A 14,331-nucleotide genomic window follows, 5' to 3' on the forward strand; every position below is an offset into this window, starting at 1 on the left:
CTAGAATCCGGTCATGCGCCTGCTGCTCCTGATCGTTGCCATCGTCGCCGTGTTCCTCGCGGTGCGCACCCTGGTGCGCTCCAGCAGCAACCGCAAGCAGGTCTCCCGCGGGGAACGCCCCGAACGCCTCAAGGAAGGTGGCGCGGTGATCCGCTGCGCCTTCTGCGGCGTGCACGTGCCGGAGGCCGAGGCCTACCGCGACGGGGACCGCCTGTACTGCTCGCGCCAGCACGCCGAGGTCGACCGCAGCCGCTCGGACGCCGACACCCACAGCGAAGACGACTGATCCCCGCGCGCATGGACGGCCAGAACGGGGCGCACACGCCGATCGACGCCGACACCCGACGCTCCGCCTGGCTGTTCGCGCTCTACCGGGTCTTTGTCGCAGCGGTTCTGCTGCTGCTGGGCCTGTTCCCGGATACCCCGCTGGGACTGCATGCGGTCGCCCCCCAGTTCTATGTGGTGATCGCCACGGCCTACCTCGCCTTCGCGCTGGCCGCGGCCGGCTTTGCCCGGCGTTGCACCCGCAACCCGAACACCACCAGCCTCAGCCGCATCGCCCTGATCGGCGGCGCCGGGGACGGCATCGGCCTGATCGGGCTGCTGCTCGTCTCCGGTGGGGTCGGCACCGGGATCGGCCTCCTGCTGGTCCCGGCCCTGGTCGCCGCGGTACTGCTCTCCGGCGCGCGCTTCGCCCTGAGTCTGGCGGCCATCGCCACCCTCGCGCTGCTGCTGGCCGAGACGGTCAGCGCCCTGCTGCTACTCCACCCCGGCGAGAGCGCCATTACCCAGGCCGGGCTGCTGGGCGCCACCCTGTTCGCGGCCGGCCTGCTGGCACGCCACTTCGCCCGCCGGGCCGGCGAGACGCGCGCCCAGGTGGAACGCCAGGAGGCCGACCTGGCGAATCTGGCCGAGCTGAATGCCCAGATCATCGCGCGCATGGGTGCCGGGGTCATCGCGGTGGACCCGGATGGCTACATCCGTTCCATCAACGAGGCCGCCCGCCGCCTCCTGCCGCCACGGCCGGGGCGCCACCTGACGTCGCTGTCGCCCTCGGTGGCCCGCGTCATCCGCGAGTGGCAGCGCAGCGGCAGGCCCAGTACCAGCCAGCAGTTGCCGGGCGATCGCGACCAGCCGGCCCTGCGCATCCGCCTGGCCCCGCTGGGCGACCGCGGCGATCAGGGCACGCTGCTGATCCTGGAGGATGCCGCCGAGCTCCAGCGCCAGGCCCAGGCCAGCAAGCTTCAGGCCCTGGGCCGGCTGACCGCCAGCATCGCCCACGAGATCCGCAACCCGCTCGGTGCGATCAGCCACAGCGCTCAGCTGCTTGGCGAGTCACCGGACCTCGCGCCTCACGACCAGCGTCTGCTCGACATCATCAACAACCAGAGCAAGCGCGTAAACGAACTGATCTCCAATGTCCTCAGCCTGTCACGCCGGGACACCGGCGAGCGCGAACGCCTGAACCTGCAGGAGACCCTGGACCGCTTTGCCGAGGAGTTCTGCGGGGCCCTGCAACTGCCCCGCTCCACCCTGCATGCCCGGGTGGAACCGGGCGACTCCGAAATCCAGTTCGATCGCTCGCAGCTCAACCAGATCCTGTGGAACCTGTGCACCAACGCGCGCATCCACGGCGGTCACGACGAACCCGACAGTCCGCCCATCGTGTTGCGCGGGGGCGCCGGCCAGGTCGCCCGCGTGGTCAGCCTGGATGTCATCGATGCTGGTCCCGGGATCTCCACAGAACAGGAAAAGGACCTGTTTGAACCGTTCGTCTCCGGTCGCAGCGGCGGAACCGGGCTCGGCCTGTACATCTCGCGCATGCTGTGCGAAAACAACGGGGCCTCGCTGGAGTACATCCGGACGCCCACCGGCGGCTGCTTCCGGATCCTGTTCGCTCCCCTGGAAGACGAATCGCCAAAGGAACAAGGCGCATGAGTATCCGTCACGTGCTGGTCGTGGACGACGAGCCCGATATCTGCGAACTGCTCGAGATCACCCTGGCACGCATGGGCCTGGAAGCGACCACGGCCACCCGCCTGGAACCCGCCCGCGCCCTGCTCGCCGAACGCGACTTCGACCTCTGCCTGACCGACATGCGCCTGCCCGATGGCGACGGCCTCGAGCTGGTCCGCCACATCCAGTGCGAACGCCCGGAATTGCCGGTGGCCGTGATCACCGCCCACGGCAGCGTGGACACGGCGGTGCAGGCACTGAAACTGGGGGCCTTCGACTTCGTCAGCAAGCCGGTGGACCTGAAACAGCTACGCGAACTGATCGATGCCGCGCTGCGCCTGGAGACCCGTGGTCCCGGGCCGGAAGAAGGGCCCGATGACGCGACCACGCCGGCCCGCCCCGACGACAGTCCCCTGCTGGGCCATTCCGAACCCATGCAGCGCCTGCGAGCCACCATCCACAAGCTGGCCCGCAGCCAGGCGCCGGTGTTCATCTCCGGCGAATCCGGCTCCGGCAAGGAACTGGTCGCGCGCGAGATCCATCGCCTCGGGCCGCGCGCCGAGCGGCCGTTCGTCCCGGTCAACTGCGGCGCCATCCCCGGCGAGCTGATGGAGAGCGAGTTCTTCGGCCACCGCAAGGGCGCCTTTACCGGGGCAACCCAGGACCACACCGGCCTGTTCCAGTCCGCCGACGGCGGCACGCTGTTCCTCGACGAGGTTGCCGACCTGCCACTGCCGATGCAGGTCAAGCTGCTGCGCGCCATCCAGGAGCGAGCGATCAAGCCGGTCGGCGGCACCCGCGAGATCCCGGTGGACGTGCGCATCCTCAGCGCCACCCATCACGACCTCGAGAAGGCCGTACGCGAGGGGCGCTTTCGCCAGGACCTCTACTACCGACTGAACGTGATCGAGCTGAAGGTCCCCCCACTGCGCAACCGCCGCGGGGACATCGAGCGCCTGGCCGCGCGTATCCTGCGGCGCATCAGCGAGCAGTGGGAGATCGGCGACCTGGAACTGGCCCCCGATGCCCTCGCGGCCCTGCAGGGGCACGGCTTCCCGGGCAACGTCCGCGAACTGGAGAACATCCTGGAGCGCGCCGCCACCCTGTGCGAGGGTCGGCTGATCCACGCCGACAACATCGACCTTCCCGCCACTGGCCTGGGCACCGAACCCGTCATGGACCGCGCCCCGGACAGCCCGCCTGACCCCGACCACAGCGCCCGCAACGAGGCCGACCGCGCACTGGACGACCAGCTCGCCGCGCAGGAGCGCCAGGCCATCGCCACCGCACTGCAACAGACCGGCGGCAACCGTACGGCCGCCGCGCGCCTGCTCGGCCTCAGCTTCCGCCAGCTGCGCTACCGCCTGAAGAAACTCGGTATCGAGTAACGGTGGCGCGACCAGTCCGCCGCTACAGCAGATCCGCCCACTCGGTCAGGGCAAACCAGATCACGTAGCCGCCGTAGAGGATCAGAAAGATGATGCTGAGCACCGTGATCGGCCGAAACCCCTTGACGTCCACCTGGTAGGACACATCCTCCCCCTGCGCGCGGCGGCGGCGCACATCCATCCAGCGCGACACCCGCCACCAGACAAACAGCAGGATCAGGATCACGGTCAGGAACTTCAGCATCGCGGTTCGCTTCCTCGTCGGACGGCACTGAACGCGACACTACCCGAGAACGCCACCCTCCGCATTCTCTGATGACGGCCGCGCCTTTGCCCCGCAACCCTGGCGGGCAGAACGCTTGTGGGAGCCTGCTTGCAGGCGAAGCCCCCGCCAAACCCGGGCCTGCTACCCACGCCGCTTCGTATGCCGCGTGGCCGGCGCATTCCACGGATCCTCCGGCCAGGGGTGCTTCGGATAGCGCCCCTTCAGCTCGCGGCGCACCTCCGGATAGCCGTTCTCCCAGAAGCTGGCGAGATCCTGGGTGACCTGCACCGGACGCCGCGCCGGCGACAGCAGGTGCAGCACCAGCGCCACGCGGCCGCCCGCCACCCGGGGTGTCTCGTCCAGGCCGAACAGCTCCTGCAGCTTGACCGCCAGCACCGGCGGGTCCTGCGTGTAATCAATCCGGTGGGCGGAGCCGGAGGGGACCTCGATCCGCGCCGGTGCCTCCCGCTCCAGTTGCTGCTGGTGGTCCCAGTCCAGTCGCGCGCGCAGGATCGCCGCCAGATCCAGCCGCTCCAGGTCCCGACGCCGCGTGATCCCGGCCAGATACGGCCCCAGCCAGTCCTCGAGGGTCATCAGCAGCGCAGCGTCGCGCAGATCCGGAAAACCGGCCGCGGGCAGGGTCTCGTGCAGCAGCTGGATGCGCGCACGCAGCTGGGTCGCCGCGTCATCCCGGGGCAGCAGCGCAAGGCCCTCGCGGCGCAGCCGTTCGCACCAGCGCGGGATGGTGGCGGCGGGATCGTCCAGCACGACCATCTGCCGCTCCACCACCAGCGTGCCGATCCGCCGAACCCGCGCGTTTTCCAGCCGCGAGCCATCCTCCACCCAGTCGCAGCGCATCTCGCGGTGGAAGAGCTCCGGGGCCTCCTGCTCCAGTGCCGCCAGGTCCAGCATCACCGCACAGCGGATGCGGGCCTCGCGGTCGGCATCCGTGCAATCCACCGCGACCAGGTAGTCGGCATGCGCCAGACGCTCGCGCTCCGGCAGCCACGCGCCGCGGCCGTTCCCCATCACGAAGCGCCCGGCCACCTCGCCGCGGCGACGCGCGATACGCTCCGGCCAGGCCAGCGCCGCCAGCACGCCCAGCGCCGTGCTTTCGTCCAGTGCCGCCTCCGTACCCGCGGGGCGCTCCCCGACTCGTGCCAGCGCCTGTTCCAGACGCCGCAGGCCGGATTGCCAGACCCGGCTACCCGAGCGCCGCGCGTGCTCCAGGCGCGCACCCAGCTCCAGCGGCGCCTCCGGCCCGGCCACACCCGGTTCTTCCACGGCCACCGCCAGTTCGCAGGCCAGGCGCGCAAGCCCCCGCTCCCGGCCCCGCAACAGCATGTGGGCCAGGCGCGGGTGCGTCGGCAGGCGCAGCAGGGCACGGCCGTGCCCGGTCATCCGCCCGTCGGCATCCACCGCACCCAGTTCCGCGAGTACGGCCTGCGCGGAGGCCAAGCCCTGCGCGGGCGGCGGCTCCAGCCAGTCGAGCTCGGCCACCGCCTCGCCCCAACCGGCCAGCTCCAGGGCCAACGGCAGCAGGTCCACCTGCTGCATCCCCGGGGTCGCGTAGTCCGGGCGCGCGACCTCGTCGACCCGCGACCACAGGCGGATCGCTACGCCGGGCTCGGTGCGACCGGCACGCCCGGCCCGCTGTTCGGCGGCGGCCTTCGAGGCCGGGAGCGTCACCAGCCGCGAGAGCCCGGTCGCCGCATCGAAGCGCGGCTCGCGGGAGAGCCCCGCGTCGATCACCACGCGCACGCCCTCGATGGTCAGGCTGGTCTCGGCGATGTCGGTCGCCAGCACCACCTTGCGCTCGCCCGCGGGCGCCGGGCGCACGGCCCGGGCCTGCTCCTGCGCCGGCAGCCGGCCGAACAGCGGCGCGATCTGCGCCGGGCCGGCAGGGGTATCCATCTCCTCGCCCAGCCGCGTGGCCACCTCGCGGATCTCGCGCTCGCCGGGCAGGAAGACCAGGATCGAGCCCGTCTCCGCCGCCAGCGCGTCCCGCACCGCCTGCGCCACGCCGTCGGCCAGCGGCGCATCCTTCGCCGTCGGGACATAACGGACCTCGACCGGAAACTGCCGCCCGCGCGCGCGCAGCACCGGCACGGCATCCCCCTCCGGACCGGCCAGCAGCCGCGCCACGGCCTCGTCGTCGAGGGTCGCCGACATCACCACGATGCGCAGCTCCGGGCGCAGCAGCCGACGCACCTGCAAGGCAAAGGCCAGCGCCAGCTCGGCCTCGGGCCGGCGCAGGTGGAATTCGTCGAAGACCACGGTGCCGACACCTTCCAGCAGCGGGTCGCCCTGGATGCGCCGCAGGAACAGGCCATCGGTGACCAGCTCCACCCGGGTGCGATCCGAGACCTTCTGCTCGTCGCGCACGCGGTAGCCGACCGTCTGCCCGGCCGCTTCACCGAGCTGCCCGGCCATGTAGGTCGCCGCCATGCGGGCGGCCAGCCGGCGCGGCTGCAGCACGATCACGCGATCCTCGGGGCTGGAGGCGGCCAGATGCAGCGGGACGCGGGTGGTCTTGCCGGCACCGGGTTCGGCCACCAGCACGGCGGCACCGCGCGTCTGCAGCGCGGCATCCAGGGGGGTTAGCAGATCTTCCAGCGCCCGGGCCTGCGGCGCCTCATTCAACTCTGTGGCCATCTACAGCGGTCAGTTCTCGGTAACCCGCGTGCCGGCCCGCACCCGGTCCCCCGGGCGGGTGACGACACGCTCGCCCGCCTCCAGGCCCTCAAGGATCTGTGTGGCGAAACCCGAGCGACGCCCCACCTCGACCCGGCGCGGCTCGGCACGGCCGTCCTCGACCACGAACACCGACCACTCGCCGCGGTCCCGGAACAGCGCACTGGTCGGGACCTGCAGCACGTTGTCCCCTTCCCACAGCAGGAACTCGGCCTCCACGCGGTAGCCCACCGCCAGTCCGGCCATGCGTGCCTCCACCGCGTCCAGGTCGACGATCACCGGCACGCGCTGCTCGTCCACGCCCAGCGCGGAGATCCTGGTAAAGCCGAACGGCTGCACCCGGCGTACGGTGCCCTCGAGCTCCGCATCGCGGCCCCAGTCGGTCAGGCGCACGCGCATGCCCGGCACCACGCGCACCGCGTCCATCGACAGCAGGTCCACCTGGACCTCGAGATCGTCGAGATCGCCCACGACCAGCACCGGCTCGCCGGCCCCGATCGTGCCCTCGCAGCAGCGATAGCGCTCCAGCACCACCCCCGAGGCCGGCGAGCGCACGGACAGGGTCTCGGCCTCGGATTCCGGCATCTGGCCGCTGGCGATCTCCAGCACGATCCGGGCCCCCTCGATCTCGCTGCGCGCGACCTCCACCGCGGACTCGCCGGCGCGCACCGCCGAGCGCGCGCGGTCACGCGCGGTCTCCATACGCTCCACCTCGGTGGCCGAGACCGCCCCGCGCTCGAACAGCTCCTGGTGCCGGCGGTACTCGGACTCGGCGAAGCGCGCCTCGGCCCGCAGGTTCTCGAGATTCGCCTCGGCGCTCTGGAGGCGCGACCGCGCGGCCGCCAGGTTCTCGCGCGCCTGCTCGCGCGAGCGCACATCCAGTGCCGGGGTCGGCAGGGGCTCCATACGGAACAGCGTATCGCCGAGCTCGACTGCGTCGCCCTCTTCCAGCTCGACGCGATGCAGGAAGCCGGCGATCGGCGCCGACACGGTAAAGGTGTCGCGCAGCCGCGTGCGGCCTTCCTCGCGTACGGTCTCCTCGAACGGGCCGGCCTCGACCGTGGTCAGCGACACCGGAACCGGCTGCGGGCGCAGCGCCCAGACCAGCGCGGCCACCCCCGCCAGCACGATCAGCCCAACCGTAATTCGCTTTTTCATCGCCATAGCGTCAGTCTCGCAAATCCCGCCATCCGGCGCTTCCCCATCACCCGGTGTGGCGCAGATCGCGCTGGACGCATATCGGTTATCACCTGACTTACCGTTCATCTCAACCGTTGTGAGGCTGGTCCTGGTTCGTCCCCCGGTGTTTACGGTGCCTTCGGTCCACATACTGCCCGGCGCTGACTCGCCAGCGCGCCCCGAGGTCCTTTCTTGCTTGCCCAAGAAAGGACCCAAAGAAGGGCACCCGGATTTCGCCCGGGAACCTCGCTCCGGACGCGCTGGGCCGGCGGCGCTGAACTCGCTACGCCTTCGGCTTCGCTCAGACATCCAGCGCCTTCTCCCGACCCATCACGCCCTCCGCGAGGGGCTCCATACGGGGGAGGAAGGTCAAAACAGGAGCTAGTCCAACATTCCTGTCTGACCCTATGCATTGCCGCCTGAAAGCCCCCGGCGCCCGCTGGCGGGCGCGGCACGCAACGGCCAAAGGCCGTGCGTGCCCAAGATGTCCGAAGACCCAGCCTTCACCTACTGGCAAGACCGTCGGGACCACCGTTGTCTTGACCTTGACCCCCCCGTTGTCGTCGCGCCGAGTGGAGAGGGTTTTCGCGGGATCAGAGGCGCTGGATGTCTGAGCGGAGCCGAAGGCGTAGCGAGTTCAGCGCCGCCCGCGAAAACCCTCGGAGCGAGGGAAACCCCGGCCCGCACAGCGGGCCGGGGTCGCGGCAGTCGGGCGTGTTTCTTGGTTACTTCTTTGCACGAGCAAAGAAGTAACTCGCGGCGCGCTGGCGAGTCAGCGCTCGGCAGGCAGCGGACCGGAACCACCGTAAACACCGGATGCCGAACCAGGGCCAGCCACAAAGAGGCGGGCAATAGCGACCGCTACTCCGCCGCCTTCAGGGCCTGCACGCGGTCAAGCTGCTGCAGGCGCCGCCACGCAAGGAAGGCGGTCAGACTGGCCGCGACCAGGATGCCGAGGGCGGCGAAACCGTAGGCCTGCGGCGTGATCACCAGCGGCACGCGGAACAGGTCCATCGCAAAGGCCTGGTTCAGCAGCCAGGCGAAGCCCGTTCCGGTCAGCCAGGCGACCGGGATCGCGGCAAGGGTCAGCACCGCGATCTCGCCCAGCAGGATCCAGCTGACCTGGCCGCGCGAGTAGCCCAGCACCTCCAGCGTGGCCAGGTCGCGGGCGCGCTCGGCATAGGTGATGCGTGCGTTGTTGTAGGTCACGGCAAAGGCGATGGACACGGCCAGCGCGACGAACACCATCGCGAACACGATGACGGTCTCGCCGATGTACTGGCGGATGTTGCGCTCGGCCTCGGCGATCAGTCCGACGCTGGCGACCCGCGGGCGGTCGGACAGGCTGCGGAACAGCGCATCCTCCTGTGCGCGGTCGGTCAGCAGCCAGGCACCGGAGACCGCCGGACCCTCGCCGATCAGGCGGTTCAGCGCCGGGCGGTACATATAGGCGCCGACACCGATGGGTTCCTCTACCACACCGGCCAGCGGCACCGTGACCGTGCGGCGACGGCCTTCCAGGATCTCTACCTCCACCGGGTCGCCCACGCGCAGCCCGAGCTGTTCGGCCAGGTAGTCGGTCAGCAGGATGCCCTCGTCGGGCAGTCGGCCGCGCCCGCCGCCCATCGGCAGTTGCCGCAGGCGCGGCTCGGCATCCAGGCCCAGCAGGCGCACGCGCTCCTCGCGGTTCACGCCGATCAGCCGCACCGGTACCGCGCGGAAGGCCTCCACCGCCAGTACGCCCGGCTCGTGACGCAGCTCGCCGGCCGCGCGCGCCGGCACCGGGTCGGTGAACTGCAGGTCGATGTCCATCTGCAGCACCTGCCCGTACTGGGTGTCCAGCATCTGGGTCACCGCGTTCAGTTGGTAGGCGCCCATCAGCAGCAGACCGCCGGACAGACCGATGCCGATCACCGACAGCACGGACTTGAGCCGGTGGCGCGCGAGGTTGCGCAGGATGATCCGGGTCGGCTGGTCGAACGCGCCCCAGGCAGCCGAGCGCTCCAGCCAGCCGCGGTGAAAACGCTCCGGGGCCGGCGGGCGCATGGCCTCGGCCGGTTGCATGCGCACCGCCTGCCAGACCGCGCGGAAGGTGCCGAGCATGGCCGCGCCCATGGCCACGCCCACGGCCAGCACCATCACCCAGCCCTGCAGACGAAAGCTCATCTCGGGGAAGCGGAAGTACTCCGCGTAGATCCCGGCCAGCCCCTGCGCGGCCCAGGCCCCGAATGCGAGGCCCAGCGCACAGCCCACCAGCACGATGCCGCCGGTCAGCAGGGCATAGTGCCCGGCGATCGCGCCGTTGCCGTAGCCGAAGGCCTTGAGCACGGCGATCGGCTCGCGCTGGGAGCGGATGATGCGACCGACGACGACGTTCAGCAGAAAGGCCGCGACGGCCAGGAAGATGGTCGGCAGGATCGCCGCCTGCGCCCGAAGCTGGGTCAGCTCCTCGGACAGAAAACGATGCGAGAACTGGTCGTCGCGGCCATAGGCCCCCATGCCGCCGTAGCGCGCCAGTTCCCGGTCCATCGCCTCGATCACGGGGGCCGGATCCGCGCCTGCCTCCAGGCTCACGGCCACCGAGTTGAATGCTCCCTCCATGCCGTAGGCGGCGGCCAGCGCGCGGCGGTTCATCCACAGGATGCCGTAGCGCTCGTAGTCCGGCAGCAGGTCGGTGGGGCTGATCTGATAGACAAACTCCGGCGACAGCGCGATGCCGCTGATCTGCAGATCGGTCAGGCGCCCGTCGATAATCGCGCGCAGGGAGTCGCCGGCCCGCAGCTCGTGGGCCTCCGCGAAGGCCTCGCTGACGACCGCCTCGCGCTCGCGACCGGCCTCCGGCAGCCGCCCCTCGCGCAGGTAGAGCCGGTTCAGCAGTGGCTCGCCTCCGTCGGGTATGGAGAGCACGGTGCCCCGGATGGGATCGTCAAAATCGGCGACCTCCAGGCGCACCGGGGCCCGCACCCGGGTCTCGATCTGGTTGATCCCCGGCGTATCCCGAAAGCGTTCCACCGCGCTCTCCGGCGCGCGCTTGATCTCCGCGAACACGTCGGCGAACTGGTATTCCGAGTAGAAGCGGTCCTTGGTGATCGTGAGAGCATCGAGGCTGGTCACGGCGATCACCAGCGTCATCACGCCGCTGGCGATCACCAGCGCGATCGCGGCCGCCTGCCCCTTCAGGTGGCCGAGATCACGCAGGATCTTGCGGTTCAGGGCGCGCATGGTCGGCCGCGGTCGCTACCAGTGGAGCTCGGCCGGGGACTGGCGCGTGGCATTTTCGTGGATCTCGCTCACGCGCCCATCGCTCAGGTGGATCACCCGGTCCGCCATCTCGCCGATCACCGCGTTGTGGGTGATGATCGCCACCGTCGTGTCCAAGCGCTCGTTGATGTGCTGCAAGGCCTCCAGCACGCGGATGCCGGTCTTCGAGTCCAGCGCACCGGTCGGCTCGTCGCACAGCAACACCGCCGGTTGCTTGGCGATCGCGCGGGCGATGGCCACGCGCTGCTGCTCGCCGCCGGAGAGCTGGGAGGGGAAGTGGTCCATGCGGTCCTCCAGCCCGACCAGCGCCAACGCCTCCTCCGGTGGCATCGGGTCGCGCGAGATCTCGGTGACGATCGCCACGTTCTCGCGTGCGGTCAGGCTGGCGATCAGGTTGTAGAACTGGAACACGAAGCCGACATGGTCACGGCGAAAGGTCGTCAGAGTGCGCTCGGAGGCCTGCGCCAGGTCCTGGTCGCGGTAGCGCACCTCGCCCTCGGTCGCGGTATCCAGCCCGCCCATGATGTTCAGGAGCGTCGACTTGCCGGAGCCCGAGGCCCCCAGCATCACCACCAGCTCGCCGGTGTACAGCTCCAGGTCCACCCCGCGCAGGGCGTGAATGGTCACCTCGCCCATGCGGTAGACCTTGGTCACCCCCGCCGCACGGAAGATCACCTCCCGTGTGGCCACGGGGGCCGGGGAGGCGCTCATGCGGGGGCGGCCACCACGTGCGTGGTCGGCAGCGCCGCGGCCCCCGGCTCGGGCGCGCTTGGCAGGATGCCGCCCTCGCCGTCCAGGCTCATGGACCACAGGCTCAGCAGCAACAGCAGGATGATCAGGATCGGGATCAGTACGCGTGGTTTCATCGGACAGGCCCTCGCTCGCGGCAATAGCTCCATGCTGCCACAAAGCCCCCGTCACGGCGCTGCCCCGCTCCCGTCATCGCGAGTCGCGAAGCGACGTGGCGATCTCCATCCGAAGCCGCCTGTTCCTGCGTACAGACAACTTTGGCCGATTGCCACGTCGCCTTCGGCTCCTCGCAATGACGGGAGCGAGAGCTTCGCGACTCGCGATGACGGTGGTACGAACGACGTCGCGCGAGTACCCGATTTGTTGTTTTGCGCCCAAATATTTACCCTATGCGCACCGTCCGGCCTGTTGCGGGCGCGCAGCGAACCCCGAAATCGCGCGCCGCCAGGCCGCTGTGCCGTCTTTTTCGGACGCCACGCCAACCCGTTTCAACAACGCAAGGAGTCAACATGTCCGCTCTGATCTGTGGGTCCATGGCCTACGACACCATCATGGTGTTCCCCGACCGCTTCAAGAACCACATCCTCCCGGACAAGGTGCACATGCTGAACGTGTCTTTCCTGGTCCCGGACATGCGTCGCGAGTTCGGCGGCTGCGCCGGCAACATCGCCTACAACATGAAGCTGCTGGGCGCGGACCCGACCGTGATGGCCACCGTGGGAGGCGACTTCGCCCCCTACGCCGACTGGATGGACAAGCACGGTATCTCGCGCAAGTTCGTAAAGGAGCTGCGGGACACCTACACCGGTCAGGCCTTCATCACCACCGACCAGGACGACAACCAGATCACCGCCTTCCACCCGGGCGCGATGGGCTTCTCGCACCAGCAGAAGGTGACCGACGCCGACGGCATCAAGGTCGGTATCGTCTCCCCGGACGGCCGTGACGGCATGATCGAGCACGCCCAGCAGTTCGCCGACGCCGGCATCCCGTTCATGTTCGACCCGGGCCAGGGTCTGCCGATGTTCGACGGCGACGACCTGAAGCGCTTCATGGAGAACGCCACCTATGCCGCGTTCAATGACTACGAGGCGCAGCTGACCGCCGATCGCACCGGCATGAGCATGGAGCAGCTGGCGGAGATGGTCGACGCGATGATCGTCACCCGTGGCGGCGACGGCTCCGACATCTACACCGGCGGCAAGAAGATCACCATCCCGTCGGTCGAGCCGGCCGCAATCAAGGACCCGACCGGCTGTGGCGACTCCTACCGCGCCGGCATCCTGTTCGGCCTGGAAAAGGGCTACGACTGGGAGACCACCGGCCGCATCGCCTCGCTGATCGGCTCGATCAAGATCGCCCACTCCGGCACCCAGAACCACCACTTCACCGCCGACGAGTTCGCCGACAAGTTCGAAAAGGCCTTCGGCTACCGCTACTAAGCGACCTCACGCCGCCCCGGGCACCCGCCCGGGAACGCAAAAGGCCCGGCCCGAGTTTCCTCGGCCGGGCCTTTTTTGTGGATGGCATCCGCTCCGCCCCCTGCCCCCGTGGGAGCGTGCTTGCACGCGAAGCCCCTGCCTGCGCCCGACTCTGGCAGGGCTTCGCCGGCGAGCCGGCTCCCACAAGACATTCCTACAAGGCTATTCGCCGTAATGCGTACGCGCCCGGATCACGATCACCAATAACTGCTCGTCCCGAATCGTGTACAGCAGACGGTCCTTGTAGCTGATCCTCAGGGAGTAGTATCCGCGCAGATCACCAACCAGCGCCTTGCCACAGTACGGGTCGACCGCCACCCGGTTGCGCAGGATCTGCTTCACCTTGTCACGCAGCTTCGGCGTCAGACGCCGCAAGTCCTTCTCGGCTTGACGGGTGAACCGAATAGTCCAGGTCACTGCTTCTCCCCGAACACCTCCTCGAATCCCAGCGTATCGCCCTCATCCGCCTCGCGGCGGCCCTGCTCGAATTCCTGCCGAAAGCCGGGTTCCGAGAGCAGTTCCAGGGTCTCGATCAGGCTGGCGTACTCGTCTTCCGACATCAGCACCGCATCGCCGTTGCGATGCCGGATGTGGTAGATCGCGTGCTGTTCGTTCACGCCCTTGATCAGGTCAAACAGACCCTTGCGGGCCTCGGTAGCGGTCAGCGTCGTCATCGCCAGTTACCCGAAACGTACATAAAGTGGTACATATCGTGCGCCCGCCGCCCCACCCGGTCAAGACCGAACCGTCACAAGCAGGATAGGGCCCCTGTGGGAGCGTGCTTGCACGCGAATGCCCCTGCCCGCTTCCGACTCTGGAAGGGGCTTCGCCGGCGAGCCGGCTCCCACAAGACATTCCTACAAGGCCTCAGCCCCGCTGATAGGTACCCACCAGGCGATTCATGCCGATCACGTGGGGCTCGGCGTGTTCCAGGAACTGCCACAGGGTCAACCCCGGCGGTAGCTGCAGGTCGGCGTCCAACGCCAGCAGCCAGAAGAAGTAGTGATGCTTGCCGTGGCCCTCGGGCGGCATCGGCCCGCCATAGCCGGTGCGACCAAAATCCGTCTGGCCCGTCGCGCCCAGATCGGTTGCCTCGGACAGGCCATCCAGATCCGGCGGCAGGTTGTACAGCACCCAGTGCACAAAGCCATAAGTGCCCGGCTGGATCAGCGGCGCATCCGGGTCGTGGCAGATCACCGCCAGCGACTGGGTACCCTGCGGCACGCCGTGCCACTGCAGCGCCGGCGAGGTGTCCTCGCCCTCCCCGCTATGGCGTTTGGGGATCGGCTGGCCGGGGCCGAACGCGGAACTCGACAGCTGCATCTCGGACAGTGCAAAACCCATGACTGGCTCCTTT

13 protein-coding genes and 1 pseudogene are annotated in these 14,331 nt (G+C 69.2%); 4 read left to right on the forward strand and 10 right to left on the reverse strand.

Translation table 11 applies throughout. From position 1 onward, the window contains the following. Positions 1–13 precede the first annotated feature (13 nt). The 3 genes from D105_RS0107505 to D105_RS0107515 are packed head-to-tail and all read left to right on the forward strand — an operon-like array spanning position 14 to position 3,344. Positions 14–286 carry a PP0621 family protein gene (locus D105_RS0107505; RefSeq protein WP_018867898.1) on the forward strand — a complete coding sequence of 91 codons (273 nt, stop codon included), beginning with the start codon at positions 14–16 and terminating at the stop codon, positions 284–286. A gap of 11 nt (positions 287–297) precedes the next feature. Further along, positions 298–1,938 carry a PAS domain-containing sensor histidine kinase gene (locus D105_RS0107510; protein ID WP_018878045.1) on the forward strand — a complete coding sequence of 547 codons (1,641 nt, stop codon included), beginning with the start codon at positions 298–300 and terminating at the stop codon, positions 1,936–1,938. Then, entirely contained in the window at positions 1,935–3,344 is a 1,410-nt protein-coding gene (locus D105_RS0107515; protein WP_018878046.1) for a sigma-54 dependent transcriptional regulator, read from the forward strand. Before D105_RS0107510 ends, D105_RS0107515 begins: the two co-directional genes overlap by 4 nt. Before the next feature lie 22 nt (positions 3,345–3,366). Here the strand turns inward: D105_RS0107515 and D105_RS0107520 are convergent, their stop codons facing one another. The 7 genes and pseudogenes from D105_RS0107520 to D105_RS15195 all read right to left on the reverse strand — a co-directional run bounded on the left by D105_RS0107520 (position 3,367) and on the right by D105_RS15195 (position 11,609). Continuing rightward, on the reverse strand, positions 3,367–3,588 hold the full coding sequence (locus D105_RS0107520) for a hypothetical protein (protein ID WP_018867901.1): 222 nt from the start codon (positions 3,586–3,588) through the stop codon (positions 3,367–3,369). A gap of 162 nt (positions 3,589–3,750) precedes the next feature. Next, a complete protein-coding gene (gene hrpB, locus D105_RS0107525) occupies positions 3,751–6,264 on the reverse strand; it encodes an ATP-dependent helicase HrpB (RefSeq protein ID WP_018878047.1) in 2,514 nt (837 codons plus the stop codon). Positions 6,265–6,273: 9 nt separating this feature from the next. Beyond that, positions 6,274–7,467, reverse strand: coding sequence for an efflux RND transporter periplasmic adaptor subunit (locus D105_RS0107530; RefSeq protein ID WP_018878048.1), 1,194 nt, complete (start codon positions 7,465–7,467; stop codon positions 6,274–6,276). A 316-nt stretch (positions 7,468–7,783) separates the two neighbouring features. Further along, positions 7,784–7,989, reverse strand: a pseudogene (locus D105_RS15380) (hypothetical protein). 354 nt (positions 7,990–8,343) lie between these two features. Further along, entirely contained in the window at positions 8,344–10,704 is a 2,361-nt protein-coding gene (locus D105_RS0107535; RefSeq protein ID WP_018878049.1) for an ABC transporter permease, read from the reverse strand. Positions 10,705–10,719: 15 nt separating this feature from the next. After that, on the reverse strand, positions 10,720–11,454 hold the full coding sequence (locus D105_RS0107540; protein WP_018879781.1) for an ABC transporter ATP-binding protein: 735 nt from the start codon (positions 11,452–11,454) through the stop codon (positions 10,720–10,722). Then, complete coding sequence (locus D105_RS15195; RefSeq protein ID WP_018867950.1) at positions 11,451–11,609, reverse strand: hypothetical protein; 159 nt, start codon at positions 11,607–11,609, stop codon at positions 11,451–11,453. The genes D105_RS0107540 and D105_RS15195 overlap by 4 nt, the downstream gene beginning before the upstream one ends. Before the next feature lie 393 nt (positions 11,610–12,002). Here D105_RS15195 and D105_RS0107550 point away from each other — a divergent pair, with 393 nt between their 5' ends. Further along, entirely contained in the window at positions 12,003–12,935 is a 933-nt protein-coding gene (locus D105_RS0107550; RefSeq protein ID WP_018878051.1) for a carbohydrate kinase family protein, read from the forward strand. 201 nt (positions 12,936–13,136) lie between these two features. Here the strand turns inward: D105_RS0107550 and D105_RS0107555 are convergent, their stop codons facing one another. From D105_RS0107555 to D105_RS0107565, 3 genes are all read right to left on the reverse strand, one after another. Continuing rightward, positions 13,137–13,391 carry a type II toxin-antitoxin system mRNA interferase toxin, RelE/StbE family gene (locus tag D105_RS0107555; RefSeq protein ID WP_017940358.1) on the reverse strand — a complete coding sequence of 85 codons (255 nt, stop codon included), beginning with the start codon at positions 13,389–13,391 and terminating at the stop codon, positions 13,137–13,139. Further along, a complete protein-coding gene (locus D105_RS0107560) occupies positions 13,388–13,648 on the reverse strand; it encodes a type II toxin-antitoxin system Phd/YefM family antitoxin (RefSeq protein WP_018146344.1) in 261 nt (86 codons plus the stop codon). Before D105_RS0107560 ends, D105_RS0107555 begins: the two co-directional genes overlap by 4 nt. A 193-nt stretch (positions 13,649–13,841) precedes the next feature. Beyond that, on the reverse strand, positions 13,842–14,318 hold the full coding sequence (locus D105_RS0107565) for a YbhB/YbcL family Raf kinase inhibitor-like protein (RefSeq protein ID WP_018878052.1): 477 nt from the start codon (positions 14,316–14,318) through the stop codon (positions 13,842–13,844). Positions 14,319–14,331: the final 13 nt, after the last annotated feature.

The sequence above is a fragment of the Thioalkalivibrio sp. ALE28 genome (assembly GCF_000377425.1).
In the GTDB taxonomy this organism is placed as follows: Bacteria; Pseudomonadota; Gammaproteobacteria; order Ectothiorhodospirales; family Ectothiorhodospiraceae; genus Thioalkalivibrio.